22 protein-coding genes are annotated in these 25,723 nt (G+C 71.2%); 14 read left to right on the plus strand and 8 right to left on the minus strand.

The window, feature by feature from the left end:
- Positions 1 to 28: 28 nt before the first annotated feature.
- Entirely contained in the window at positions 29 to 2,206 is a 2,178-nt protein-coding gene (locus DQ392_RS25875; RefSeq protein ID WP_114018133.1) for a pentapeptide repeat-containing protein, read from the minus strand.
- A 713-nt stretch (positions 2,207 to 2,919) separates the two neighbouring features.
- Here DQ392_RS25875 and DQ392_RS25880 point away from each other — a divergent pair.
- The 3 genes from DQ392_RS25880 (at position 2,920) to DQ392_RS25890 (ending at position 5,706) form a co-directional block, all read left to right on the plus strand.
- Positions 2,920 to 3,201: a helix-turn-helix domain-containing protein gene (locus tag DQ392_RS25880; protein WP_114018622.1), complete on the plus strand. Its 282-nt coding sequence runs from the start codon at positions 2,920 to 2,922 to the stop codon at positions 3,199 to 3,201.
- A 431-nt stretch (positions 3,202 to 3,632) separates the two neighbouring features.
- Entirely contained in the window at positions 3,633 to 3,836 is a 204-nt protein-coding gene (locus DQ392_RS25885) for a cold-shock protein (protein WP_114018134.1), read from the plus strand.
- Between the two features lie 325 nt (positions 3,837 to 4,161).
- Entirely contained in the window at positions 4,162 to 5,706 is a 1,545-nt protein-coding gene (locus tag DQ392_RS25890; protein WP_114018135.1) for a DEAD/DEAH box helicase, read from the plus strand.
- 7 nt (positions 5,707 to 5,713) lie between these two features.
- Here DQ392_RS25890 and DQ392_RS34140 read toward each other — a convergent pair whose 3' ends face one another.
- From DQ392_RS34140 to DQ392_RS25905, 4 genes are all read right to left on the minus strand, one after another.
- Positions 5,714 to 6,193 (minus strand): hypothetical protein, encoded by a 480-nt coding sequence (locus DQ392_RS34140; RefSeq protein ID WP_147266572.1) that lies wholly within the window; start codon positions 6,191 to 6,193, stop codon positions 5,714 to 5,716.
- Positions 6,186 to 10,538: a DUF6531 domain-containing protein gene (locus DQ392_RS25895; protein ID WP_245981969.1), complete on the minus strand. Its 4,353-nt coding sequence runs from the start codon at positions 10,536 to 10,538 to the stop codon at positions 6,186 to 6,188. Before DQ392_RS25895 ends, DQ392_RS34140 begins: the two co-directional genes overlap by 8 nt.
- On the minus strand, positions 10,535 to 10,996 hold the full coding sequence (locus DQ392_RS25900) for a hypothetical protein (RefSeq protein WP_245981972.1): 462 nt from the start codon (positions 10,994 to 10,996) through the stop codon (positions 10,535 to 10,537). Before DQ392_RS25900 ends, DQ392_RS25895 begins: the two co-directional genes overlap by 4 nt.
- 173 nt (positions 10,997 to 11,169) lie before the next feature.
- Positions 11,170 to 11,634, minus strand: a complete 465-nt coding sequence (locus tag DQ392_RS25905) for a DUF3592 domain-containing protein (protein ID WP_114018136.1) — start codon at positions 11,632 to 11,634, stop codon at positions 11,170 to 11,172.
- Between the two features lie 173 nt (positions 11,635 to 11,807).
- Between DQ392_RS25905 and DQ392_RS25910 the strand changes: the two genes are divergently transcribed.
- A complete protein-coding gene (locus DQ392_RS25910; protein WP_114018137.1) occupies positions 11,808 to 12,503 on the plus strand; it encodes a DUF5701 family protein in 696 nt (231 codons plus the stop codon).
- A 104-nt stretch (positions 12,504 to 12,607) separates the two neighbouring features.
- Here the strand turns inward: DQ392_RS25910 and DQ392_RS25915 are convergent, their stop codons facing one another.
- Positions 12,608 to 13,447 (minus strand): SDR family NAD(P)-dependent oxidoreductase, encoded by an 840-nt coding sequence (locus DQ392_RS25915; RefSeq protein ID WP_114018138.1) that lies wholly within the window; start codon positions 13,445 to 13,447, stop codon positions 12,608 to 12,610.
- Entirely contained in the window at positions 13,447 to 14,856 is a 1,410-nt protein-coding gene (locus DQ392_RS25920; protein ID WP_147266573.1) for a hypothetical protein, read from the minus strand. Before DQ392_RS25920 ends, DQ392_RS25915 begins: the two co-directional genes overlap by 1 nt.
- Positions 14,857 to 15,135: 279 nt before the next feature.
- On the opposite strand from DQ392_RS25920, the gene DQ392_RS25925 reads away from it, so the two are divergent.
- Positions 15,136 to 16,422 (plus strand): glycoside hydrolase family 183 protein, encoded by a 1,287-nt coding sequence (locus DQ392_RS25925; protein WP_245981974.1) that lies wholly within the window; start codon positions 15,136 to 15,138, stop codon positions 16,420 to 16,422.
- A 46-nt stretch (positions 16,423 to 16,468) separates the two neighbouring features.
- Here DQ392_RS25925 and nhaA read toward each other — a convergent pair whose 3' ends face one another.
- A complete protein-coding gene (gene nhaA, locus DQ392_RS25930; RefSeq protein ID WP_245981976.1) occupies positions 16,469 to 17,986 on the minus strand; it encodes a Na+/H+ antiporter NhaA in 1,518 nt (505 codons plus the stop codon).
- A 412-nt stretch (positions 17,987 to 18,398) separates the two neighbouring features.
- Between nhaA and DQ392_RS25935 the strand changes: the two genes are divergently transcribed.
- The 9 genes from DQ392_RS25935 to DQ392_RS25975 all read left to right on the plus strand — a co-directional run bounded on the left by DQ392_RS25935 (position 18,399) and on the right by DQ392_RS25975 (position 25,691).
- The gene (locus tag DQ392_RS25935) at positions 18,399 to 19,142 is read left to right on the plus strand and encodes a hypothetical protein (protein WP_114018141.1); all 744 of its coding nucleotides are present in this window, start codon (positions 18,399 to 18,401) and stop codon (positions 19,140 to 19,142) included.
- A 235-nt stretch (positions 19,143 to 19,377) separates the two neighbouring features.
- Positions 19,378 to 20,721 (plus strand): hypothetical protein, encoded by a 1,344-nt coding sequence (locus DQ392_RS25940; protein ID WP_114018142.1) that lies wholly within the window; start codon positions 19,378 to 19,380, stop codon positions 20,719 to 20,721.
- On the plus strand, positions 20,718 to 22,034 hold the full coding sequence (locus DQ392_RS25945; RefSeq protein ID WP_114018143.1) for a TadA family conjugal transfer-associated ATPase: 1,317 nt from the start codon (positions 20,718 to 20,720) through the stop codon (positions 22,032 to 22,034). Before DQ392_RS25940 ends, DQ392_RS25945 begins: the two co-directional genes overlap by 4 nt.
- A 5-nt stretch (positions 22,035 to 22,039) precedes the next feature.
- Complete coding sequence (locus DQ392_RS25950) at positions 22,040 to 23,062, plus strand: type II secretion system F family protein (RefSeq protein ID WP_114018144.1); 1,023 nt, start codon at positions 22,040 to 22,042, stop codon at positions 23,060 to 23,062.
- Positions 23,059 to 23,985, plus strand: a complete 927-nt coding sequence (locus DQ392_RS25955) for a type II secretion system F family protein (protein WP_114018145.1) — start codon at positions 23,059 to 23,061, stop codon at positions 23,983 to 23,985. Before DQ392_RS25950 ends, DQ392_RS25955 begins: the two co-directional genes overlap by 4 nt.
- Positions 23,986 to 24,033: 48 nt before the next feature.
- Positions 24,034 to 24,300: a hypothetical protein gene (locus tag DQ392_RS25960; RefSeq protein WP_114018146.1), complete on the plus strand. Its 267-nt coding sequence runs from the start codon at positions 24,034 to 24,036 to the stop codon at positions 24,298 to 24,300.
- Between the two features lie 10 nt (positions 24,301 to 24,310).
- Complete coding sequence (locus DQ392_RS25965; RefSeq protein ID WP_114018147.1) at positions 24,311 to 24,766, plus strand: TadE/TadG family type IV pilus assembly protein; 456 nt, start codon at positions 24,311 to 24,313, stop codon at positions 24,764 to 24,766.
- 11 nt (positions 24,767 to 24,777) lie between these two features.
- Entirely contained in the window at positions 24,778 to 25,221 is a 444-nt protein-coding gene (locus DQ392_RS25970; protein ID WP_114018625.1) for a TadE/TadG family type IV pilus assembly protein, read from the plus strand.
- Positions 25,218 to 25,691 (plus strand): pilus assembly protein TadG-related protein, encoded by a 474-nt coding sequence (locus DQ392_RS25975; protein ID WP_114018148.1) that lies wholly within the window; start codon positions 25,218 to 25,220, stop codon positions 25,689 to 25,691. Before DQ392_RS25970 ends, DQ392_RS25975 begins: the two co-directional genes overlap by 4 nt.
- Positions 25,692 to 25,723 lie beyond the last annotated feature (32 nt).

The following is a 25,723-nucleotide window of genomic DNA, read 5'->3' on the forward strand; positions in this document are numbered from 1 at the left end:
CCGGCGCTGACGAAGCACCGGCCGAGCGTCAGCGCTTGACGCGGCCGCGTACCGCCAGGACCGCCAGGCCCAGCAGGATCGGTTCCGACACGCGGGAGGCCATCTCCACGTAGGTGCCGGCCGTGGTCAGATCCTGCCCTGACGACCGGAAGACGACGGAGTTCAGGACGACGCGCAGCGACTGGTCGAGCCGGCGCGCGGTGAACCGGGCGTGGAGCGACGAAGGCGGCCGGCCCGGATCGGGCGTGTCGATCACGAGCCGGGCCTCGTCGCCTGTCAGCCGGCCGGTCGCCTCCTGCGCGGGAGTGTGTCCGGGGATGCCCCAGGCCGTCATCACCAGCACCGTCGCCCCCATCGCCAGGCCCAACCAGGCGAGGGCGCGCGTCGCGCGCAGTCCGTAGCCGGAGAGCGCCCAGTAGACGTGCAGGAGCACGCGTTCTCCCCACGGACGGGTGCGATCCGCGCGCCGCATCTCCATTTCTCCGTAGTAGAAATCCGCTCCTCCCGGCTCGTCCTTGGCGTCCTCGAACGACTTGCGCAACTGGCGGTAGTAAGAAGCCAACGCGGTGGGGGACAGCACCGGCACACCGTCGGGCCCCGCGTCCCAGCCAGGCAGGTTCCGCGCCGCCCGCCAGTGCTGTTCCTCGGCGAGGGTGATCCGGGAAGACCACCGGGTGGGGATGCCGCCCCGGCGGCGCCATCCGGAGGGTACGCGGCCGAACCGGTACTCCCCTTCGAGCCTGATCTGGTCGAGATGGACGGCACCGGCCACCCGGCAGGCACGCAGATCGACGCTGTCGAGCATGAGCTGCGCCGCGTCCACGCCCCGGAGGGAGAGCACCCGGACGGGAGACGCGGCCCCCGCGTCTCCGGCACGGGCGTCGTGCGTGGTCCCGTCCGCCGACCGTGTGGGAAACGGCTCGGTGTGCGCCACCAGGCTCATGGGCTGCTCGAAGACCGCATCCGACAGGTCGACGTCGGCGCGCCGTACGCGCAGCATCGCTGTCGCCGCCCACCGTGTCCGCCAGCAGGTGACACGATCCGCGTCCACTTCCAGGGTGACCGGATCGGAGAAGGTGACCTCGGACAGATCGAGGGTTCCACGGCATACCAGGGGGCCGAAGCGCGCTGTCTTGTCGAAGGTCACGCCCGTGAGATCCACGCCCGCCAGGAAGCGCACATCCGTCAGCTCAGGGGAGTCGGAGAACGTGGCCCTGCTGAAGAAGCACTGCCCCTCGAACACCGCGCCCCTCAAGGACACGTTGGCGGAGAAACGCGCACCGCCGAAATGGGCTTCCTTCGCGAACACCGCCTGCCTGAACGAGGCACGCTCGCCGAAGGCGGAGGAGCCGAACTGGCTGACGCCGTGGAACCGTGCGGCACGGAACGACGGCCGCGGGTCGAAGTGGACCTCGTGAAAGTTCACCGCCCGGTGGAAGACGGTCTCGGCGAAGGTAGCCCTGTCACCGAACCGCGCCCTGTCGAATGTGGCGAGCCCCGCGAACGCAGCGTGCTCCACGGTGGCTCCGTCGCCGAAGTGTGCGTCCGCGAACGTTGCCTCGCCTGTGAAGGCAGCCCTCTTGAAGCTCAACCGCGCGCCGAACCGCGCGGATTCGAAAGAGACATCCTCTGAGAACCGGGCCTCCTCGAAGTGGGCTCGGTCACCGAAGAAGGCGGAGCGGAAGTCGGTGCCTTTCCCGAAGACCGCTCCTCGGAACCGTGCACGGTCTTCGAACCGCGCGCCGTGGAACAGCGTCCCGTCACCGAACTGCGCGAGGGTGAAACTCGTGTTCTCTCCGAACGAGGCCCCGCTGAACCAGACGGCGCCCCCGAACAGCGCCTTCTTGAACACGACGTCGTCCCCGAACTCCGCCCGGTCGAACCGGGAGCCCGTCCCGAAGTGGGCCCCGAAGAACGATGCACGGCTCTCGAAGACCGCCTGCTCGAAAGCGGCCCACCCGAACCGTGCGACGTCGTCCGGGCCCCGTAACGCCGACAGCAACTCCTGAAGGAGAGCGGGCGTGAACCGCGTACCGGAGTAGTCGACGTCCGCCCCCGGCCGCAGCGAACCCAGGTGGCCGGCGCGCTCCTCCTCCGGGAGATGCGCCAGACACCGCGCGTACGGCGTCACCCGGCGACCCCGGCACCCCGTGCGGTTCTCCTCGTCGGCCCCCCACCCACAGTGCGGCCAGTGCGGCGGCTCCATCCGGATATCCCCTCCTTCCCGTCCTGTCCGACCCCCGCGAGGCCCCGTGGGTTGCGCCGACCCGCAGGGGAGCCTGCGCGACCGGCGCGCAGGAGGCAGTCGCAGGGCACGCCACCGCTGTGTACAGCTGCGGCGGCGCCTCCGCATCACGACTCCGCCCCTTGGAGAAAACCTGTAGCGGCGGGAGTAGACATCGGGAGAGGTGGGCGCTAGAGTTTCTCTCGTACTCACGAAGGACAGATGGGTGCGGCAGGTGACGAACTGCCGCACACGAAGTTCAGGGAAGGGAACGGCAGCCGAGCGGTGGGACCGGATACGTGAGGGTTCCGCCACTGGCTGCCGGGCCCGGCAGCCCCAGGGGCTGCAAGCAGTACGGCAAGTCGCAGTGCGAGTAAGTGATCAGAGAAGGAGGAGGTGCAGACGCCATCAGGATCGCCCGGGTGGGCAGGGTCCCCCGGGTACCGCAGACCCCGGATTGGAAGGTGGTCCCCGGTCACGCAGCCGCGATCCACGCACCCGTCCCTCTGGGCGGCGTTGCGGAACGAAGAAACCGGTACAGCTATAGCCGGTAGATGGTGTTGATCCCCCTCGGGGCCTTGGTGCCGTGTGGCACCAAGGCCCCTCGACGCGTTTCCCGAGAGGTGCCAGTGGCCGCAGACGATCGCTCCACCCCGTCGAGCCGTCTCGACGATGACGACTACCCCGCCTACACCATGGGCCGGGCCGCAGAGATGATCGGCACCACGCCGGCCTTCCTGCGGGCCATCGGCGAGGCGAAACTGATCGTTCCGCTCCGCTCGGAGGGCGGCCACCGCCGCTACTCCCGCTACCAGCTGCGCATCGCCGCGCGCGCCCGCGAACTGGTCGATCAGGGCACCCCGATCGACGCCGCCTGCCGCATCATCATTCTCGAAGACCAGCTCGAAGACGCCAAGCGCATCAACGAGCAACTGCGCCACAGCGGCGTTTCGTCACAGCCGTCGGCCGACGGCTGACGCGTGCCGCCACCGAGACCACGATCCGCGAGAACGCGGCCCCCGGATGCTCACTGCCCGCGTCCGCCGCCCGCTCCGGTTTCCCCGCCGAGACGCGACCCGCTGTTCCTCGCGGTCGGGTGCCGGCCGCGGACGACGGGACCGCCAACCGTAGGCGCATACCTCTTACCGCCGTTGCAGAAATACGCGAAGTGGGCGACCACAAATTCCGCCCCGGCACCTCTCGAATTGTCGGCCGCAGACGGCCGGGCGCAGCCCGTGTTACGGTGGATACCAGTTGCAGTTGTGGTTCCCAAAGATTTCATATGCTCTGACGACACGCGTCGACGAGTACGTTTTCAATTCCGGAGTTTCCGGAGGGGAAATCATCGCAGCGACACCGAGTCCGCAAGGTGTGGACTCCGGGCACTGCCCCCGAAGGAGATTCGTACATGGCATCTGGCACCGTTAAGTGGTTCAACTCGGAAAAGGGCTTCGGCTTCATCGAGCAGGAGGGCGGCGGCGCTGACGTCTTCGCCCACTACTCGAACATCGCCGCCACCGGCTTCCGTGAGCTTCTTGAAGGCCAGAAGGTGAACTTCGATGTCACGCAGGGCCAGAAGGGCCCGCAGGCGGAGAACATCGTTCCCGCCTGACGCGTACCACGCAGCTGGGGCCCGCACCATCGGTGCGAGCCCCAGCTCGCTTTGTTGTTACTGCCCGGGAATTCTTCCGTACCCGTGAATTCTGACGGGCACGCTGCCGGAACGAGCAGCACGCTTGTCCGCCGAAGGTCCGTGACCCCGGGTTGCCGGACGCGTTCCAGTCCAGCCCCCTCCCGCCGCCCGAGTCGCTCTCTCCGGTCTCTTCGGTGGTGAGGAAGAGTCCGTCTTTTCAACGGCTCGGTCTTGAGAATCCCCAGGCGGCACGACACTGCCGGGACGCATTCCTCGATACGTGCCGCATCGAGGAAGGTTCATCATGAACCGTACTGCTCGCACGAATGCCAACTTCTCCCGCTCGGGCACGGGCTCCGGCTCCGGGCGGGGCGGCCACGGGCGCACCGATCCGACGAGCCGTCGCCGCAGCGCTCCAGGCCGCCCGGTCAAGGCCGGGCGGAAGGACGGGCCACGTCGGCGGCCTGCCGCCCGCGCAGGGGAGTTCGCCCTGCCCACCAACACCACGGCGCCGCTGCCGGCCGTCGAGAGCTTCACCGAACTCGACCTGCCAGACCGCCTGCTTGCCGCGCTGCGCTCCGCAGGCATGGCCGCGCCGTTCCCGATCCAGGCCGTGACCTTGCCGAACTCCCTGGCAGGCCGCGACGTGCTGGGCCGTGGGCGCACGGGCTCGGGCAAGACACTGGCCTTCGGCCTCGCCCTGCTCGCCCGAACGGCCGGCCGACGAGCCGAGCCCCGGCAACCGCTGGTCCTCGTCCTCGTCCCCACCCGGGAACTGGCCCAGCAGGTCACCGACGCGCTCACCCCCTACGCCCGGTCGCTGCGCCTGCGGCTCACCGCCGTGGTCGGCGGTACGTCGATCGGCCGCCAGGCGAACAGGCTGCGCACCGGATCCGAGGTCGTCGTGGCGACCCCCGGCCGGCTCAAAGACCTCGTCGAACGGGGCGACTGCGCGCTCGACCACGTCGCGGTCACCGTCTTGGACGAGGCGGACCAGATGGCCGACATGGGCTTCATGCCCCAGGTCACCCACCTGCTCGACCAGGTACGGCCCGGCGGGCAGCGGATGCTCTTCTCCGCCACCCTGGACCGGAACGTCGACCTCCTCGTCCGCCGCTACCTGACCGATCCGGTGGTTCACTCCGTGGACCCCTCCGCGGGCGCGGTCACCACGATGGATCACCACCTGTTGCACGTGCACGGCAGCGACAAGCACGCCACCACCACGCAGATCGCGGCACGCGACGGGCGGCTGATCATGTTCCTCGACACCAAGCGTGCGGTGGATCGGCTGGTCAAGGACCTCCTGGCCGTCGGAGTCCGTGCCACGGGCCTGCACGGCGGCAAGTCGCAGTCCCAGCGCACCCGCACCCTCGCCCAGTTCAAGACCGGCCACACGAACGTCCTGGTCGCCACCAACGTCGCGGCCCGCGGTATCCACGTCGACAACCTCGACCTCGTCGTCAACGTCGACCCTCCCAACGACCACAAGGACTATCTGCACCGTGGCGGCCGTACCGCCCGTGCGGGCGAGTCAGGCACCGTCGTCACCCTCGTCCTGCCCGCCCAACGCCGCGACATGGACCGGCTGATGGCAGATGCCGGAATCGAGCCGCAGGTGACCACGGTCCGCTCGGGTGAGGCCGAACTCAGCCGCATCACCGGCGCCCAAGCGCCCTCGGGGCAGCCCATCGCGGCCACCGCGCCGGCCGCCGAGCGTCCCGAAGCCACCAAGCGCACCGGCCCCTCCGGGGCCGTACGCAGGAACCGTGCCGGCCGGGGCAACGGCTCGGCCCGAGGACACCGTTCGGCCCAAGGGCGCCCATCAGCGCCCGCGCCCTCCAGCTGATCTGAAGTCAGGGAGCACTTCCCCGTTTGGGGCTTCCCCAGGAGGCTGTGAGTAGATAGACCCACCACAACGGGTTGACGAAGTTATACCAAGCCTTCCTGCGTTCGAGGTGGTGCTTCCAGTAAGCGTCTTGCTGTTCCACTGATCCGATCCGCTCACAGCAATAGCCGAAGGTAGGAACCAGGTCGCGAATCGTTGGAGGTCGCCACATCCGTAGGATGTACACCATCCATGCCCCGTGCGATGCAGCTTGCGGGGAAGGTCGGGTATCGATTCTGGCGCCGTTACAGCAGAGGATGATATCTCGGCCTGCGAGTTCGGTTCTCAAGTCCTGCAAGGCGTGGAACACGTCTTCCCCTTGCGCCGATGCTTCCACGCCACCGGGAGATTCGAGCCGCAGTACCCAAGGGCCATCCCCTTCGATGGCCATCTTCCATTCCTTCTCCTCGCCCTCTTGCCTTACATGGATGGGAATTTCTTCATTCATTGGTGAACCTCGGGTTCTCTATTATTTCACCGGTTGGTCGCCCGTAGCGCCAGCGCTCTGCTCGCACGATGTTTGCACCGTCGATTCCTCTGAATATTACTTCCCGTTCGGACGGGAAGCCTGTTCCCTTGATGAAGGACTTAGTTGCTCCTCCGAGGGCTCGATTCACGTCTACGCCATAACCGTTGCCTCGTATCTCGTACACCCAAGTCCCCTGACCTCTGGCAGACTGTGGGAAGTTTCCGGCCTGTTTGGCGCTCTTGCTGGTTCCCACCCAGTTTGAAGGCGTGTCATGTAGAGCATACTTACCTATGTCTTCATTTGTCCCCTTAGGGGAGAACCCAGACGAAAATACGTCATTAGGGTCTCGTGTGTCGCCTCTGAAGACGCGTTTCGGGTTTATTGATGCTCTGCGGGGAACCCCGAAGCTCGAAGCCGTAGCCAATCGACAGCTATCTGGCGCGAGACCGAGGACATCTGTCGCGGTGTGAGGGTTACTCACATAAGTGACCGGGTTAGGCGCTGGTGCCAGCCCCAACGGATCGCCAGACACGTACCGCGCCGTCTCCGGATCGTAGTATCGGAAGCAGTTGTAATGCAGGCTTGTTTCGTCGTCTCTGTACTGCCCGGGGAAGCGCAGCGGACAGGCCGCGACGTCTGACCCGGTGGGTGTAACGAGTGGTGTCCCCCACAAGGTGGCCCTGTGGCCCCAGGTGACTTCGCCGTCCGGGGTGGCGAGTTCTGTTGGGGTTCCGGTCAGGTCGGTGAGGATCGCTTGGAAGCGGGGGCGGGGAGCTGTGAGCTTAGTGAGGAGGGAGGTGCCGGGTTCGTGGATGAGGGGGGTGTGATCCGTCTGAGTGAGTGGGCGGTGGGTGTCCGGGTTGTAGTCCCACGTCGTCGTGTGGCCCTCGATGGTGGTCTGTTCAGCCAGGCGGGTGCCGTCCCAGTTGAAGGTGACCCTCTCGCCGGTCGAGCCCTGCTTGGAGATGCGGCGGCCCAGTGGGTCGTAGGTGTACGTCCACTCGTCACCGGTTGAAGTGGTGACGGCTGTGAGACGGTCCTCGGCACTCCACGTGTAGGTCCAGGTGCGCTTCTGGCCGTTGAGGAGGCGGGTCGTCTTGGAGGTGCGGCGGCCCGCGGCGTCGTGTGTGTAGGAGGTGCGCCCGGCGCGGTGGAGGCGGGTTCCTTCCACGGTGCGGTCGCCGGGTGTGGGGTGGTCGGGGGCGTGGGCCGTGGTGAGGTTGCCGGCCGCGTCGTAGGCGTACGTTTCTCGCCAGCCGTGGGCCCGCACGGCTGTGACGCGTCCGACCGGGTTGAGGTCGTAGCGGCGCGTGCCGGAGGTGAGCTCCCGGATTTCCGTGACGTAGCCGTCGGGCCGGTATGCGTAGTCGCGGTGCTGGAGCAGCGCGGTGGGGGTGCGGGTGGTCTGGGTCGTGAGTCTGTCGGCGCGGTCCCATTCCTGCCGCAGCACGAGGGAGCCGGTGCGGCGTTCGGTCTCGCGGCCTGCCGCGTCGTGGGTAAAGGAGAGGATGCCGTGGTCGGTGGCCAGTTCCTGGGGGTGGCTCTCCGCGTCGTAGGTCCAAGTGGAGGTGAACCCTGACGGGGTAGTGCGCTGGACGCATTGGCCGAGCGCGTCGTAGGCGAAGGTCGTGGTGCGGCCGTTGATCGTCTCAGACAGGACGCGTCCCAGCGCGTCCCGTGTGAGGGCGAGGTCGGCTGCGGGGCTGGTGGCGGCGGTCAGTTCGCCCGTGGCGTCGAAGGCGAACGTGGTGGTCGCGTCCGCAGAGACGTCGTGTTGTTCGGTCACCTGGCCGAGGGCGTTGCGGGTGTAGCGGATTGTCTGGTCTTCGGCGTTGGTGCGGGCGGTGAGTCGGCCGAGGGCGTCCAGCTCGTACGTCAGCGTGGCGCCGTTGAAGTCCGTCTCGGAGATCAGGCGTCCGGCGGCGTCATACGCGTACGACCAGTGCAGGCCCTGCGGGTTGGTGACCCGCGTCAGGCGCATCTCCGTGTCGTAGGCGAAGGCGTAGGTAGCGCCGTCGGCGTCGGTGCGGGTGGCCGGGGCGTCGAAGGGGCCGGGCGTGTGCCGGGTGGTGGGGCCGGCCGCGTCCGTGTGGGTGAGGAGGTTGCCCTCACCGTCCCAGGTCCAGCTCTCGCGCGCGCCCTCGGGGCCCTCGCGCCGGCTCGGGTTGCCCTCCGTCGTCCAGGCCATCCGCGTCGTGTGGCCGAGTGGGTCGGTGATCTCGACGATGCGGCCGAACGGGTCGCGGACGACGTGAGTGGTGTAGCCCAGGGCGTCGGTCAGCGCGGTGGGGAGCCCGGCGGCGTCGCAGGTGAGGCGGCGGGTGTGGCCGAGCGCGTCGGTGGCGGTGGTCAGGCGGCCGCACGCGTCGTAGCCGTAGCGGGTGGTGGCTCCGGCCGGGTCGACGGTTCCTGTGAGGTTGCCCGCCTCGTCGTAGGTGTGCCGCCACACGGCGCCGCCGGGTTCGGTCACTTCGAGGGGTTGGTGCAGCGCGTTGTAGGTCGCGCGGGCGTGTGAGCCGTCGGGGAGGTGGACGGAGGTGAGGTTGTCGTCCTCGTCGTAGGTGTAGGTGGTGATGTGGCCCAGCGGGTCGGTCACGGACAGGGGCGCGGTTCCGCGTTCGTTCCACTCGGTGCGGGTCGTGTTGCCGAGCGGGTCGGTCTCGGCGACGACCTGACCGTCGGCGTTGTAGCGGCAGGTGGTGCGGTGGCCGCGGGAGTCGGTGTAGACGGTAGCGCCGGCCGCCTCGTCGTAGGCGAAGGCGCCGTCGTAAATACCGTTGGGGCCGATCGTGCGGACGACGCGGCCTGCCGCGTCGTACTCGTACCGGTAGGTGACACCGTTTCGGTCCGTCCACGAGAGCATGCGGCCCTCGTGGTCGTAGATGAAGCGGAGGGATTTTCCACTGGAGTTGACGACCTCGATGAGGTTGCCCGCCTCGTCGTAGGCGTAGCGCATGACCAGCGTGCTCGGGGGCGGTGTGCTGCTTCCGGGCGCGTAGGCGTCGGGAGCCTCGTGGAGCAGCCGTAGCGCTGTGACGCGCTGGTTTTCGGTCTCGACGCTGAGGTGGTATCCGCCCGAGTGCCGCACCGCAAGCGGGGCGGAGTTCAGGTTGCGGTCGATGTCGATGCCGACGCCGTTGCGGTCCCGGAGGGAGACCAGAGGGAGATGGGCCGCTTCGGGGTCGCCGCAAGGCTGTGGGTCGGCGAAGGTGCGGACGACGCCACTGTCCGGGTCGGTGATGGTGATGGTTCCGGCGGGCTTGCCGTCCCACTCCATGGGCCAGCGCGGCCCCTTCGACGGGGGCAGCGGCTGGTACGGCTCCGGGACGGGGTAGACGAGCCGCATCCCGTCCGCCGCGACGAAGACCACGCCGTGCTGGTCGATCTGGACGCGTTCGTCCAGCGTGGAGGCCCAGCTGGGGCCGAAGTGGACGCCGACCCGATGCGAGGAGAGGTAAGTCCTGGTGAGGACGAGGGGCAGCGACGCGGGCAGTGTCAGGTCCGTCTGCTCCATGAGCATCGTTCCTGTCGCCACGTCCACCGGCTCGCCCTTGGTGGGAGTCCGTTTGCGGGAGCGGGAGAACATCCCCTCCTTGATGAGCTTCGGGCGGAGGGAGGAGACGCGCAAAGAGGGCGGTGCCTTCGGGGCGAAGGTGTGGCCACCGCCGAGGACGCCGCCGAACAGCGTGCCGTACTTCGCGGCGTTGCTGACCTCTTCCAGACTGATCCCGTCCTGCTGCCCGGCCAGGATGCGCGCGGGCTGCGCCACGGCCAGGTCCATGGAGACGCTCGTCGCCCCGGTGAGGACGGCAGCACGCGTGACCCGCGTGAAGAGGGCGCCCGCTCGGGCCGCCAAGGAGCCGGACTTTTCGGCACTCAGGGTGACGATCCTGGTTGCCGCGGCACCGGCCGCCACGTCGGATATCCCGAACGTGGGACCGGTGAAGACGATCCCGGCCGCGATCAGCGCAGCGCTGCCGACGATCTCGCTTCTGATCTGGCTCTTGGTGTCGTCGATGTCATCGGCGAGTTCGTCCAGCGCCTTGGCCATGTCTCTGGCCGCCTCGGGGAGGTTGCGCAGCCAGCCCTTCTCACCCTTCCCGACGTAGCGCGACCAGAATTTCTCGAACGCCTCGACGGCCTCGCCGCTGTTGACGTCCATGATGCCGCGCGCCGAGTGGTTGGTGTCCCCCCTCACCTCCTCGGCGTCCTTCGCGAAGGTCCGCCATGCCTTGGCCGCGTCCCGAAGCTTCCCCTCGTCGCCGTCGGGCCAGATCAGCCCCATGCCCTCGAGGATCTCCCACGCCTTCTCCAAGGCGCTCACGAGCCGCCACTGCTCCTGTCACCTTCACGACCGTGCGCCTCGCGGTCACGGTGTTTGTTGTGTCCGGGGTCGACCTTGGTGAACATGCCCTCGATCAGGTGCTCGTTGTCGACATGGCCGTCCTTCATGTCGTCGAGCGCCTCGTGGATGCTCACCAGCCCGAGCACCAGAATCCCCGCGGAGCCCTCGATCGCGCGCTGGTTCGCCTGGTAGTCCTTAGCGAAGTTTTTTCCCGAGGGATCGTCGCCCCAAGGGTCGCCCAGCCCGTCCAGTGTGGTGATCAACGTGGTGAGTGCCCGGCTCAGCTTCCTGCTCTGCTCACCGAAGACCGGAGCCGCCAGCTTCAGTTCGGGCACCTGGATGCCCAGCACCTCGCCGCCCTTGGTCGCCCCCGCCCCGTAGTCCGAGCTGGTGGTGTGGTTCACCCGCGTGTGGACGGGACGGTCCTGAGCGGACATCGGCGCCTCCTACGACTCGGCGGAGCCTCGAAAATTTGTACGTCGAAAGCTGAGTGTAGTCGGTTGGTAACTTCCCGATGTATGTAATTCCATCGGTCGCAGCTCAGTTCTCCGCCGGACGCGGCTCCGCTCACAACCGCAATGTGCTCACAACCGGAGCGCGCTCGCGGCACCTACATGAACAGCAACCCGACGAAGAAGCCCAGCCCGATCAGGGCGAAGAGCGCGCCCACTCCGACGAAGAGCCACCACAGTGCGCTGCTCTCGTCCGGGAGCGTCCAACGGTCGGGGTTCGCCGGGTCGTAGCGCACCTCGACACGGGTACCGACGGCCAACGTCCGCTCGCGGGGGCGGGCGATGTTCCACCTGGTTTCCATGGCACGTCCCTCGGCCGTGGTCCAGGTGACGACCGGGTAGTACGCGGTCATGTCCCCGTACGTGCGCACGGTGATCGTGGACTCCGACCCAGGCCCCTTCATCTGGGTCGGTTCGAGGCCGCTCACCACACCCTGTGCGCGCGCGCCGCTTCGGACCAGGCCGCGCGTCCGACGGATGTGGACGTACATCCCGCCGCCGAGAAGGAGTCCTATCGGAGTGAAGACCAGCGCGAGTATCCAGGGGGCGGAGGAGTCGGACATGAGACCTGTTCCGATCGGTGGCGGACGGCCGGGCGGCGCGTGAGCGGAAGCCTACCGGCGGTGCCTTCAGCGGCTCCGCCCCACGCCCCCTGGCCATTGCGACAGGGCGGGAACACTTCCGCCGACCCCCTCGTTACGTTCGAGCCCGTTCCGTCGCTGTCCCGAGGAGCATCGTGTCCGAGACCACGCCCAGTACCTCCGCCGCCCTTCCCCCGCTTCCGGGCGCGCGCGCACAAGCCGAGCGGTTGATCGAGGCGGGGGTGGACCGGATCGCCGGGCTGTCCGCCGACGAGGTCCGTGCGTTCGCGAGAGAGGCGGAGGCGGAGGGCGCCGCCGGCGTAGGCGAAGCCCTCCTCGCCGTTCACCCGGAGCGGGCCCCTGCCTCGGCCCTCGCGCCGCTGCTCCGCCGCGACGAAGAGCCGGACAAGCCGGGGTTCGTCGTCACCGACATGCCCGACGTGGACCTCTTCGTTCCGCTCGGCACGGTCGCGCTGCCCGACAGCCCGCTCTACCTCGTCACCGGGCTCGACCGTGGTGACGCAATGGCGAACTGGAGCCCCAACGAGGCGCTGCCCGCCCTCACCACGCGGGGGCGTACCCCGCTGCTGCTCACGGAGGGCATCCACTGGGTGGTGCAGCAGCCCGCCGCCCTGGAGCGGAACCGCTGCTTCATGACCATCGGCTCCCGGCTGCGCAAGGCCGACGAAGCGCTGGACGCCCGCACCCCGGCGATCTGGATCAGCAACGGCACGGGGCGGGACGGCCGCGAGCGCCGCAACGCGCCCAAGGTCGGCTGGTGCTGGGCGGGCAACCGGCACACCTGGCTGGGCTTCGCCTCAGCGGCCGACCGCCGGACCCCGGGCTCGTAGGCACGGCGACGGGAGCGACGGCACGGCGACGGGAGCGACGGCACGGCGACGGGGGCGACGGCACGGCGCCGGTGCCGGCCTCGCTCCCGCTGCCGTCCGAGCCGTCAGTTGGTGATCCGGCCGCCCGCCACGTCGATGGTGAGGCCCGTGAGGTAGCCCGCGGCGTCGGAGGCGAGGAACAGGGCGGTCGAGGCGACGTCGCCGGGCTCGCCCATGCGGCGGAGGGGGTGGCGGAGGGCCAGCTTGTGCTGCACCTCCTTGGGCATGGCGGCGGCCGTCTTCTCGGTGCGGACAGCCGTGGGGGCGAGACAGTTGACGCGGATGCCTTGGGGGCCCAGCTCCGTGGCGAGTTGGCGGGTCAGCATGGTGAGGCCCGCGTGGGCGACGCCGTAGGCGAGGTTCGCCTGGCCGGGCTGGCGGCCCGCGGACGACGACAGGGTCAGGATGCTGCCGCTGAACCGTTCGACCATGCCGGGCAGGAAGGTGCGGACGGTCAGGAACGCGGAGGTCAGCTCCGAGTCGAGGACCTGATGCCAGCGTTCCTCGGTCAGGTCCGGGGTGGGTATGAGGGAGCTCCGTCCGCCCGCGAAGGCGGCGAGGACGTCGACGGGGCCGAGTTCGGCGGCCACCCGGTCGGCGACGCGGCGCAGGGCGCCCGCGTCCGTCACGTCCGCCACGGCACCGATCGCGGTGCCGCCCTGTTTGCCGATCTCCTCGGCCACCGCGAACAACGCGGGACGGTCCCGCCCCACCAGGCAGACGGCGACGCCCTGTGCGGCCAGAGCCCGGCCCGTCTCGGCCCCGATCCCACGCGAACCGCCGGTGACCACGGCCACCTTGCCCGCCAGGTCGGGATAGACCGGCACGTCGGGGTGGACGGGCTGCGCAGGTTTCTCCGCGGGGGGCTTCGCCCCGGCACCGAGTCCGCTGTCGGTGGGCGGCATCAGCGTTCACCCTCGCGTGTGGTGAGTCCCAACTCGGCGCGTCGGCGGTGGCCGTGGAGCGCGGCCCCCACGGCGCAGCCCAGAAGCACGGTGCTCGCGGCGCCCCAGCCCACGAAGAAACTCGCCAGGCTGCCGGGCGACGAGCGGCGCGGGCCCGCCTCGCCCTGCGGGTCGGCGTAGACACGGAAGGTGTCGCCGACCTCGGCGCCGCCGCAGCCGATGCTCAGGCCGGTGTCCGCCGGGACCACCCGCGGTGACAGGGAGCGCAGCTCGCACGTCGGGCCGCCCTTGGCGTGGTGCTGTTCGGCGGTCACCTCGACGTGCACCCACGCGCCGCGCTCCAGGAGGACGGAGGTGGAGTAGCCGACCCCGGCGACGGGGAGGAGGGCGATCCCTGCGAGGAGGACGAGCAGCAGATAGCGGCGCCGCGGCCCGTAGTGGGTCAACTCCAGCAGCAGGGCGAGCAGATAGACCCCGGTGAGCAGGAGAAGCACCCAGAACAGGGGTCTGCCGCCGCCCACGTACCGGGGCACCAGCGTCGTCGCGCCCGCGAGCGCGCAGCCGAGCAGTGCGGCGGACGTCGCCAGCGTCAGGGCGGCGGGGCGGGAGAGCCGCTGGACGCGGGCGTCCAGACGGGGGCTGAGGCGGTGCGGCGCGGCGGGCTGCCCGCCGAGCCGCGCGTAGAGCGCGGCCCTGGGCGAGGGGGGCGTCGTGGTGCGGCCCGTGCCGTCCGGCGTGCCCGGTCCGTACCTGCCCGTGGCCACGCCCGTGCTCGCCCGGTACCTGCGGCTCTTGGCGATGCCCGCGCATCCGGCTGCCGTCAGGATCACGGCCCACGCCAGCATGGCGCCGTAGACCGTGGGGTCGGGCTCCTCGTACGGGTCGGAGGAGAGGGCCTGGCCGAGCCCTGCGGCGAGGAAGACGAACGCGAAGGTGAGTGCGAGGACGGACATGCCCAGCCAGCCCCAGCGGCGTCCCCGCAGCCCGTGCCCCATTCTGTCTCTGCCGCTCGGCACGCCGTACAGCTCGATCAGTCTGCGCCGGTCACGGCTCCGGGCCCGCAGCGGGACCAGCAGGGCGAGCGTCGTCGGCACGAGTGCGGCGCCGACGGCGAGGGACAGGTTCGCCGCGAGCCCTTCGGGGCGGCCCGCGTGCGTGTAGTCGTAGATGCCGGAGGCGAGGAAGCCGCAGCCCGCGCAGAGCCCGATGATCAGCGCCACCCGAGCCCACAGCTCGCGCGGCGCCAGCTCGGACCGGAGCAGAGCCTCGCCACTGGACGTACCGACCGCTCCACCGCGCTCGGGATCGACACCGCGTCCGGGATCGCCCCCGCGCTCAGGATCGCCCCCGCGCCCGGGACCGCCGCCTTCGGGCCCCGGCCCCTGCCTCTGGGCGGCAGTAACTGCCATCGCTCTCGCCCCCGTGCTCCGCCTGTTCTCGCCCCTCGTGTGCGCAGCACTCTAGGCGGTGGCACCGACAGCGCCGGGCGCCGGGGCGCGACGGGCTCGCCTCGCGTGTCAAGTCACCGCGCTGAGTCGCGGGGCCTCGTTTGTGTGGGTCGCGTGCTGTACGCGCGGCGGCCGCCGCTGCCTAGCCTGGGCCCGATGCGGCGTCAGGGACGGTTCACGAGCGGAAGAAACAGGCCGGGCGGGCCGGAGGGGCGGCGGTGGCGCCTCGGGGTGGGGCTGGTGGCGGTCCTCGTCCTGCTCGGCGTGGGGCTGTCCGTGCCCGGCGACGAGGCGACGCGTGGCTGTTCGGGCGCGCGCGTCACCGGCTGGCGTCAGGACGAACGGGCGACGGCCGAGCTGGCGCGGTACGGGAACGACAACGCGCGGCCCGACGACTGGACCGGCGGTGACGGTACCCGCTCGGTGCGGTTGCCGGACGGGCGGACACTGTGGCTGTTCGCCGACACCTTCCTCGACCAGGTGTTTGACGCGGGCGGGTACCGCAGCCGTCGGCCCGACCCCGTGTGGGTGCGGAACTCCGCGCAGGTGATGTCGGAGGACGGGCGCTTCGAGCGGACGCTCCTGGGGGGTACCGACGCCAGGCCGGCGGCCCTGTTCGGGGGTACCGCCACCGCCGACGGGCGCGAGGTGTGGCGCTGGCCTGTGCAGGCGGTGGTGGAGCGGCGGCGGCCCGGAGCGCGGGAGAAGGTCGTCAGGGTGCTGTTGTGGCAGCGCGAGGCGGGCAGCGCGCCGTGGGTCTTCGGTGTGCCCCGGGCGACCGAGGTGGCGACGTTCTCGCTGCCCGAGCTGCGGCTGGAGGGCATCACCACGCTCGACCGGCCGCGCCGTACCGACCCCGAACGCCGCGTGCTGTACGGCACCTCGGCGCTGTCCCGCGGCCGGTGGACCTACGTTTTCGGGGCCGACGAGGGCAGCGTCGAAGGCAAGGCGTCCCGCGCGCACGTGGCCCGTGTGCCGCGCGGTGAGCTGGACGACCCGGAGGCCTGGCAGTACTGGAGCGGTTCCCCTGCGGTGGATCCGTCCGGGGGCGGCTGGCGGTCGGAGCCGGCCGGGTCCGAGCCGATACTCGTCGGCAGGACGGTCCAGCGCGGCGCCACGGGAACGTACACGGTGGTGTGGCACGGTGCCGGCTGGCTGTTGCTGACCATGGACGCCGGGGCCCCGGACGGGGGCGGCATCACGGATGTCGTCTCGTACTGGGCCTGCTCGCCGACCGGCCCCTGGCGCGGCCCGCACCGGGTGGCGAAGCCGCCGCTGCCCGAGGGCGCGGGCCGCTCCGGCGCTGTGCCGTACAACCCGCAGGCGCATCCGGAGTTCTCCCGTCCGGGGGAGGGCGGCGGGGGCGACGGCCTGCTGCTGAGCTACGACGTGAACGTGCTGGGACCCGACACGGGCGCCATCCAGCGGAACGTGGCGCTGTACCGGCCGCGCTTCCTCCGGCTCGACATCGAGCCGACGGGCGCCTCGGCGGGAGGCCCGACGGGCGCTTCGGCGGGAAGACCGTAGAAAGAGACCTCCAGGAGAGGAGAGGAGGGGAGAGGAAGGGAAGGCGTCAGGAGTTGTCGTCGCGCTCCCGTTGCCTTCGGGCGGCCTCCGTGGGGCGGCGCACCGGGTCCACCTCCTGGTCGATGTCGGGGATGCGGTCCAGGTCCTCGTCCCGGGTCTCCTCCTCCCACAGCGCCCGGTACTTCGCGTCCCGCAGTTTCAGCAGGACGCAGGCGACCAGCGCCGAGGCGAGGGAGCCGATGAGGACGGCGGCCTTGGTGTGTTCGGTGACGGCCGCGTCGGTGAAGGCCAGTTCGGAGACCAGCAGCGAGACGGTGAAGCCGATACCGGCCAGCATCGCGACCCCGGCGACGTCCGCCCACGCCAGGTCGGAGCTGAGGCGGGCGCGGGTGAAGCGGGCCGTCAGATAGGTGCCGGCGAACACGCCGACGAACTTGCCGGCGAACAGGCCGAGCATCACCCCGAGCGCCTCCGGTTGCCGGAAGGTTTCTCCCAGCGCGGATCCTGAGACGGCGACGCCGGCGGAGAAGAGGGCGAAGACGGGCACGGCGAACCCCGCGGACAGCGGGCGGACCCGGTGCTCGACGCGTTCGGCGGGGGAGGTGCTGCCGGGGTCCGAGGGGTCGTCGGGGGCGACGCGCAGCAGCAGTCCCATCGCGACGCCCGCGATGGTGGCGTGCACGCCGCTGTTGTAGGCCAGCCCCCAGATGAGGACGCCGAGCGGCACGTACACGTACCAGCCGCGGACGCGGAGGTTGACGTGGAGGACGCGGAAGAGCACCAGTCCCGCGACGGCACCCGCGAACGCCGCCCAGTTGAGGGTGGAGGTGTAAAAGACGGCGATGACGAGGATCGCGCCCAAGTCGTCGACGATCGCCAGCGTCAGCAGGAAGGCGCGGATGCCGGAGGGCAGGTTGGTGCCGATGACGGCGAGGACCCCGAGGGCGAAGGCGATGTCGGTGGCCATCGGCACGGCCCAGCCGTCGAGGCTGCCGCCGCGCGCCCCGTTGACGGCGACGTAGAAGAGCGCGGGTACGGCCATGCCGCACACCGCGGCGGCCATGGGGAGCGCGGCGGCGGCCGGGCGGCGCAGTTCACCGACCGTCAGCTCGCGCTTGAGCTCGATGCCGGCGACGAAGAAGAAGATGGTGAGGATGCCGTCCGAGGCCCAGTGCTCGACGGACAGGTCGAGGCCGAGCGCGGGGAGGCCGAAGTGGAACGCCCGTACGGTCTCGTACAGGTGGCCGAGCGGGGTGTTCGCCCAGACGAGCGCCACCACGGCGGCGGCCAGCAGCACCGTGCCGCCGACCGTCTCGGTGCGCAGCGCGTCGGTGAGGAGCCTCCGCTCCTTGGCGGAGGGCCGCGCGAAGAGCGCGGCCCGGGCACCGGACCGCGCGGAGTCGGTGTCACCGGGCTGCGCGGGGTCGGTGTCACCGGGCTGCGCGGGGTCGGAGGTGCCGCCCGACCGTGTGGTCCCGGACGTGTCGGGCTCCGCGGCGTCGGGGGCGCTCTCGGGCCGGCGCGGTGCGCGGCCGTCGTCCGCGGGGGACGGGGGCGGGGTCATGGTGGCTCCGGAGGGTCGGTACGGGCGGGACGCGGGGATACGTCCCCGCATCGCCGACCAGACTTCCCGGCACACCTATGACATTTTTGGCGTGATCCTGACGCCGCGCTGACACCGTACTCGTGCGGACCCGTCCGTGCACACCAGGCCAGGAGCCCGGCGCCGGAAAACGGAGCACTTTCCTCCGGAACCGGGCGCCGCCGGGTGCGAACTGCCCGCCCGGTGGCGGCGCATGGCCCCGGAACCGCCTTGAGGGGGTGGGGGGGTGTTGATACTGTGCCTTGGATTTACATGGCGTGAGCGTCGGCCGGATCGCGGGGGATGACCGGCTCGGCGGTGGGGGGCAGGTTCTCGTTGTGACACGTTCGACGCGCGGCGCACAAGCCCACGCACAAGCCACGGGGGTGGTGAGGTGAAGACCCAGGAGCGAGGCGCCGCCGGAGGTGGACGTACGGCTGCCCTCCCCGCTCCGGGCGGGGACCGGCTGCCCTCGGCACCCCGCGAACGCAAGCCGGCGCTCGCCGCGCTGGCCGTTCTCCTCGTCCTGCTCGGCGCGCTCGGTGCGACCGTCCTGGTGATGCGGGCCGGTGACCGGGTCGAGGCCGTCGCCCTGACCAAGCGGGTGCCCCGCGGCCAGCCCGTCCCCCATTCGGCGATCAAGTCGGTGATGGTCGCCGAGGACAGCGACATCGAGTACGTGCGCTGGGAGCAGCGCGGTCTGCTCACCAAGTACCGCACCGCGACCGACCTGGTCGACGGCACCGTGCTGGTCGGCAGCATGCTCACCAAGGACAAGGGCCTCGAACCCGGCAAGGCGGTGGTCGGGCTGTCCCTCAAGAGCGGCCAGTACCCGCCGCGCCTGGAGGAGGGCGACACCGTCTCCGCCTACCGGGTGGGCCGCAGCGCCTCCTCGGGCGGGGACGGCGGCTCCGACGACGAGACGGGGAGCGGCAGCGGCGGCCGCAGCGGCGGCAGCGCGGCGCTGGCCGAGGGGGTGCGGGTGCAGTCGATCAGCAAGGACGGAGGCGACTCGGTCGCCTCCAGCGGCAACCTGCCCGTCTCGGTCGTCGTGGACAAGAGCGACGTGGCACAGCTGACCGCCGCCGCCTCCAACGGGGAGGTCTCCCTCGTGCTCGACTCCGGCAGCGGCGGCTGACGGGCCGGCAGGAGCCCGCCGTGACCGTTCACCGGCTCCCGCCGGGACCGCACCCGCCGGTCCAGGACCGCCGCGCCCGCCGTGGAACCGCCCCGCGCGGCGGTGTCGTCGTCCGCTACGGCACCGCGGTGCCCCGTACGGGCACCCGGATGCCGGTCACCAGGCCGCACAGACGTTCCGACGAAGAGCCGACAGAGCTGACAGAGCCGACAGAGTCGAGGAAAGGCGTAGCCGGATGGCGCTGATCGCACTCGCCGCCGACAAGGGGGCACCGGGGGTCACCACGGCCGCCGTAGCCCTCGCGGCGGTGTGGCCGCGCCGCGCCCTGCTGGCCGAGGCGGACACCGCGGGCGGTGACCTCGTCTACCGCAGCCCCGGCACGGACGGCCGGCCGCTCGACCCCAACACCGGCATGCTCTCGCTCGCCGCCGCCGTGCGCCGCGGCCTCGCCCCCGAACAGCTGTGGGACCACGGGCAGCGGCTCTCCGGGGGACTCGACGTGCTCGTGGGGCTCGGCAACGCCGAGCAGTCGGCCGGGCTTGCGGGCCAGTGGGACACCGTAGGACGCGCTTTCGCGACCCTCGCCGACACCCCGCACCCGCAGCTGGCTGCCGACGTCATCGCCGACTGCGGGCGCATCGGACCCGAGGCGGCCTCGGTGGCGCTCTTCCCGCACGCCGCGCTGGTGCTGCTCGTCGCGCGGGGCGAGCCGGAGCAGATCGCGCGCGTACGGGACCGTGCGCTGGCTCTGGCCGCGCGGCTGCACGGGCCGCAGCGCGGCATGGCGCAGCTGGCACAGCCGCTGATCGGGGTGCTGCTGGTCACCGAGGCGCAGGGCGCCTCCAAGGTCGCGGGCCAGGTCAACGACATGCTGGTCGCCTCCCGCGCCGGTGCCAGGGTCGTCGGCGTCCTGGCCCACGACCCGGCGGGCGCCGAACAGTTGGCAGGGCGGCGCCGGGGCCGCGTGGACCGGTCCCTCCTCGTCCGCTCGGTCCGCAAGGTCGCCACCGACCTCCACCAGCAGTACGCCGCCTCCTGGACGACGGGCTCTCCCGCGGGCCGGCCGTCGCCCGGCATGTCACCGGGCGCCGGGGCGCCTCCGGCGGTGCCGGGCGCCCTGCCGGGCGCGGACACCGGCGCGACACCCGTTCCGCCGCACCCGCAGCCCCAGGGCCCGTACGGGGGCCGGCCGACGTGGACGGAACCCGCCCCGAACGCCCCCGGCCCCCCGCAGGCCGCCCAGCCCCCACACGCTGCCCAAGCCCCACAGGCCCCACCGGCCCCACAGGCCCCGCAGCCGCCGCGGGCCACCGAGCCCCCACGCGCCGCCCAGCCCCCACACATCCCGCAGCCCCCACACGCTCCACGGCCCCCGCAAGCCGGGCACGGTCCACAGGCCGGCCAGGCCGGTCCCGACAGCCCGGCCGGCCAGGCCGGCTCGCCAGGACAGGGCGTGGGCGAGACCACGCAGCAGTTCCGGCCCATCGGCGGGCGGCCCAGGCCGCCCGCCCCCGCACCGACTGAGCCCGTGCCCCTCCCGGGTGGCAGGCCGCCGCGGGACGAGGAGGCGGGGTCGTGAGCGTCCAGAGCGTCGTCGACCACCAGTTGGTGAAGCGGTTCCGGCAGGAGGCCGGGGACCGGATCGCCGAGCAGCGGAGGATCGACCAGGCGTCCGGTGTCGCGCCGATGACCACGGAGGACGAGCGGCAGTTCGCGCGCGCCGTGATCGCGCAGATCCTGGAGGAGTACGCGCGGGCGGAGATCAACGCAGGACGCACCCCGCCGGACGCGCACTCCGAGGAGGCGTACGCGGCGGCGGTGCACGCCGCGCTGTTCGGCGTCGGCAGGCTCCAGCCGCTGCTGGACGATCCCGAGGTCGAGAACATCGACGTCAACGGCTACGACCAGGTGTTCGTCGGCTACGCGGACGGCCGTGAGGTGCACGGCGAGCCGGTCGCCGAGTCGGACGAGGAGCTGGTCGAGCTGATCCAGGTGCTCGGCGCCTACTCGGGGCTGTCCTCGCGCCCGTTCGACACCGCCAATCCGCAGCTGGACCTGCGGCTGCCGGACGGCTCCCGGCTCTCGGCGGTGATGGACGTGACGCGGCGTCCCGCGCTGTCGATCCGGCGGGCCCGGATGGGCAAGGTGTTCATCTCCGACCTGGTCGGCAACGCCACGCTCACCCCGGAGCTGGGCAGCTTCCTGACCGCGGCGGTGCGCGCCCGGAAGAACATCATGATCGCGGGCGCCACCAACGCGGGGAAGACGACACTGCTGCGCGCCCTCGCCAACGAGATACCCCGGCACGAGAGGCTGATCACCGTCGAACGGGCCCTGGAGCTGGGGCTCGACCAGTTCCCCGAACTCCACCCGAACGTGGTGGCGTTCGAGGAGCGGCTGCCCAACTCCGAGGGCCAGGGCGCCATCACCATGGCAGAACTGGTGCGCCGCTCCCTGCGTATGAACCCCTCGCGGGTGATCGTCGGTGAGGTGCTCGGCGACGAGATCGTCACCATGCTCAACGCGATGACCCAGGGCAACGACGGTTCGCTCTCCACGATCCACGCCAACAGCTCCAGCGAGGTCTTCAACCGCGTGTCCACCTACGCGCTCCAGGCCCGCGAGCGGCTGCCCATCGAGGCCACCCAGATGCTGATCGCGGGCGCCATCAACTTCGTCGTCTTCGTCGAGCGGCGCAACGCCTACAGCACCGGGGGGCGGCTGACGCGTGCGGTCACCTCCGTCCGCGAGATCAACGGTGTGGACGGGCGGGTGCTCTCCAGCGAGGTGTTCGCCGAGGCGCCGGACGGGCGGCTGCTGGCGCACGCGCCGGTCTCCTGCGCGCAGGAGCTGGCCGTCTTCGGATACCGGCCGACCGGGAACTGGGGGTGAGTGGCATGCCGTACGCGTACTCGGCCTTCTCCGTCACCGCGGGCGGCCTCTTCTCGTTGGCCACCCTCTCGGCGCTGGCCTGCGGTGTCGCGGTCGGCGGCGGCATCGCGCTGTTGATCGTGGCGCTGCGCGGCCTGCCGGCCAAGCCGGCGAGCGAGCGCGCGGAGGCGGGCAAGCGCGCCTCCGAACTGGCGCGGTTCATGAGTAAGCGCGGCTCGATCGCCGTGTGCGCGGGCCTGGTGGTGCTGCTGCTGACGCGCTGGCCCGTCGCGGCCGTCGCCACCGGCATCCTGGTCTTCCTGTGGGACCGCCTCTTCGGCGGTGCCCGCGAGGAGCGGGCCGGGATGAAGCGGGTGGAGGCGCTGGCGGCGTGGACGGAGTCGCTGCGCGACACCATCGCGGGCGCCGTCGGCCTCGAACAGGCCATTCCGGCGTCGGCCCGCGCGGCGGCGCCCTCGCTGCGGCCGCACCTGGACGCCCTCATCGACCGGCTGCGCGCCCGCACCCCGCTGCCTGCCGCGCTCCAGCACCTGGCGGACGAGCTGGACGACCCGTCGGCCGACATCGTCGTCGCGGCGCTGATCCTCAACTCGCGGCTGCGCGGGCCCGGCCTGCGCGAGGTGCTGGGCGCGCTGGCGAAGTCGGCGCGGGAGGAGGTCGACATGCGGCAGCGGGTGATGGCCCAGCGCGCCTCGACGCGGCGCAGCGTGCAGATCGTCGTCGGGGTCAGCGTGGCGTTCGTGCTGGGCCTGGCCGTCTTCAACCGGGACTTCGTCGAGCCGTACGGCAGCCCGCTGGGCCAGACCATCCTCGCCTGCGTGTGCGCCATGTTCGCCTGCGGTTTCTGGTGGCTGCGCAAGCTGTCCAGGATCGAGACGCCGCAGCGGTTCCTGGTGCGGGCCGGCGAGACGGCGCAGGCACCGCGCGCCGCGCAGCCTGGCACACCGGGTGCACAGGGCACGCCGGGCGCTCAGGGCCTGCCGGGGGCGCCGGGCGCCCCGGACGACAAGGAGGTGCTGGAGCGGTGAACGCACTGACTCTCACCGCGCTCACCGGGGCCCTCGTCGGCCTCGGCCTGTTCCTGCTCGTCCGCGCGCTGGCACCCGGCAAGAAGGGCGCCGTCGCCTCGGTCGCCGAGATCGACGCGCTGCGCGCCCGTGCCGCGACCCACCAGCCCGGGAGCACGGCGGCGCAGGACGCCAAGGGTTTCGCCGCCGTCCGCGCCCGGCTCGGTGCGCGCATCGGCGACCTGTACCTGCGCCAGGGCTGGGAGTTGCGCAGCCTGCGCTCCGACCTGGACGTGCTGGAGCGCGGCTGGGAGAACTTCCTGGCCACCAAGGTGCTGCTGGGCGCGGCCGGGCTGTTCTTCGGGCCCTTCCTCTTCTCCGTCGCCTGGCTGATCGGCTTCGGGCGAAGCCCGCTGATCCCGGTGTGGCTGGCGCTGTTCTTCGCCGCACTGTTCTTCATGCTGCCGGACTTGGAGGTGCGGCGTGACGCCGCGGCCAAGCGCCGGGACCTGCGGCGCGTGGTCGGTGCCTACCTCGACCTGGTGGCGATGAACCTGGCGGGCGGCCGCGGGCTGCCCGAGGCCCTGAAAGCGGCCAGCGAGGTCAGCGAAGGATGGGCGCTGCGCCGCATCCGCGACACCCTCGCCGACGCGCGGATCACCGGGCAGAGCCAGTGGGCCGCCCTCGGCGACCTCGGCGTACGGCTCGGCGTGGACGAACTGAAGGACCTGTCCGCTTCACTGGCGCTGGTGGCGGACGACGGCGCGAAGGTACGCGCCTCGCTCTCCTCGCGCGCCGAGACCATGCGGCACAGAGAGCTGGCCGAGATCGAGGGCAGCGCCGGGGAGAAGTCCCAGTCGATGCTTGTGGCCCAGCTGATGCTCTGCGCTGGTTTCCTCGTCTTCCTCATTTACCCCGCGGCCATGCGCGTCTTCCAGATCTGACGCCCGGACGTGACATCCCGCAGCTGTGCCTCAGAAAGGACTGGGACGATGCCGAACACCTCGCGCAACCCGTTTCGCTCCGTCAGTCATCCCGCGTTCGACTTCCTCGTCACGTTTTTGCGCGGCCGCGTCCAGCGGGCCCGCTCGGGCGAGCTGGACCGCGGCGCGTCGGCCGTCGAGTGGGTGATCATCTCTGCGGTCGTGGTGGCGATCGTCGGCGTGGTCGCCGCCATCATCAACATGGCGCTCAAGAACGGCGCCGACAAGGTGAGCGACTGCATCGACGGTGCCGACCAGGACGGCACCTGCGAGTAGGGGGCAGGCAGTGGGAGGGGAGCGACGGCTCGCCGCGTTCGTACGCCGCAGAGGGGTGGAGGCCACCCACCGCGGCGAGCGCGGCATGAGCGCGATCGAGTTCGTGATCCTCACCCCCGTGCTGTTCTTCCTGATCTTCGCGGCGGTGCAGTTCGCGCTGTACTTCTTCGCCGACCACGTGGCGCAGGCCGCCGCGCAGGCCGGAGCGCGCAAGGCCCGCCAGGAGGCCGACGCCGACCCGGGCGGCTGGCGGGCCAGGGCGCGGGAGACCTCCGGCTCCTACATCGAGCAGCTGGGGCCCGAGCTGATCCTCGACCCCGACGTGAAGATGCTCCACCCCGAGCAGAACACCGTGGGCGTCGAGATCCGCGCCCGGGTGCCGTCCGTCTTCCCCGGTCTCGACCTGGACGTGTACGCGATCTCCCAGGGTCCTGTGGAGCGGTTCGTACCGGACGGGGGCGCGTGAGCGTGGCCACGGTGGCGCAGGCACGAAGAACGGGCCCGGCCCTCGGTACGCGGAGCCGGTGGTCGGACGCGGGCCTGTCCACCATCGAGGTCGTCATCCTCGCACCGGTGATGATCCTGTTCATCCTCGTCCTGGTCGCCTTCGGGCAACTGGTGGACGGGCGCGGCGCCGTCGACAGCGCGGCACGGGACGCCGCGCGCGCCGGATCGCTCCAGCACGGCAGCCACGCCGCGGCGATGACCGCCGCGCAGCAGGCGGCGACCGCCACCCTGAAGGGCACCTGCGCCTCAGGGGTGACCGTCAGGGACGCGGGCAGCGACTACCGCTCGGGCGGCCTGTTCACCGTCGAGGTCAGCTGCCGGGTGCGCGGCCTGGGAATGCTCGGCCTGGACATCGCCAAGGACATCTCGGGGCGCTCCAGTTCACCCATCGACCCCTATCGGAGGACCGGATGAGCCGGGCGCGGGTCCGAGGCGCGCGGGCTCTGGTCCGGCGTGTCCGCGCGGCGTGCGACGACCAAGGCTCGGGCGCCGCGGCGGTCATCATGTTCGCGCTGCTGTTCATGGTGCTGGCCGCGTTCGTCGTGGACGGCGGTCTGTCCATCTCCCAGCGCGAACGCGCCGCCGACATCGCCGAACAGGCCGCCAGGTACGCGGCACAGGACATCGACGAGGAGGCCCTGCGCGCCAGCGAGGGCCGCAACGCTCCCATCAACTACGAGAACTGCGCCGCGCGCGTGGCCGAGTTCGCCGGCCGGTCCGGCCTCTCCTCCGCTGACGTGGCCGCCTCGGGCTGCGTGTCCGCCGGCGCCCAGCAGGTGGAGGTCCGCATCCGGCTCACCTACCGGCCCGTCCTGACCGGCCTGTTCTACAGCGCACCGCTGACCGTCCACGGCACGGCGACGGCGGAGTCCGTGACCGGCTGACCGCGCCGGCCCCGCAGGCCGGCCGCCCCGCA

The sequence above is a fragment of the Streptomyces reniochalinae genome (assembly GCF_003323735.1).
Classification (GTDB): Bacteria; Actinomycetota; Actinomycetes; order Streptomycetales; family Streptomycetaceae; genus Streptomyces; species Streptomyces reniochalinae.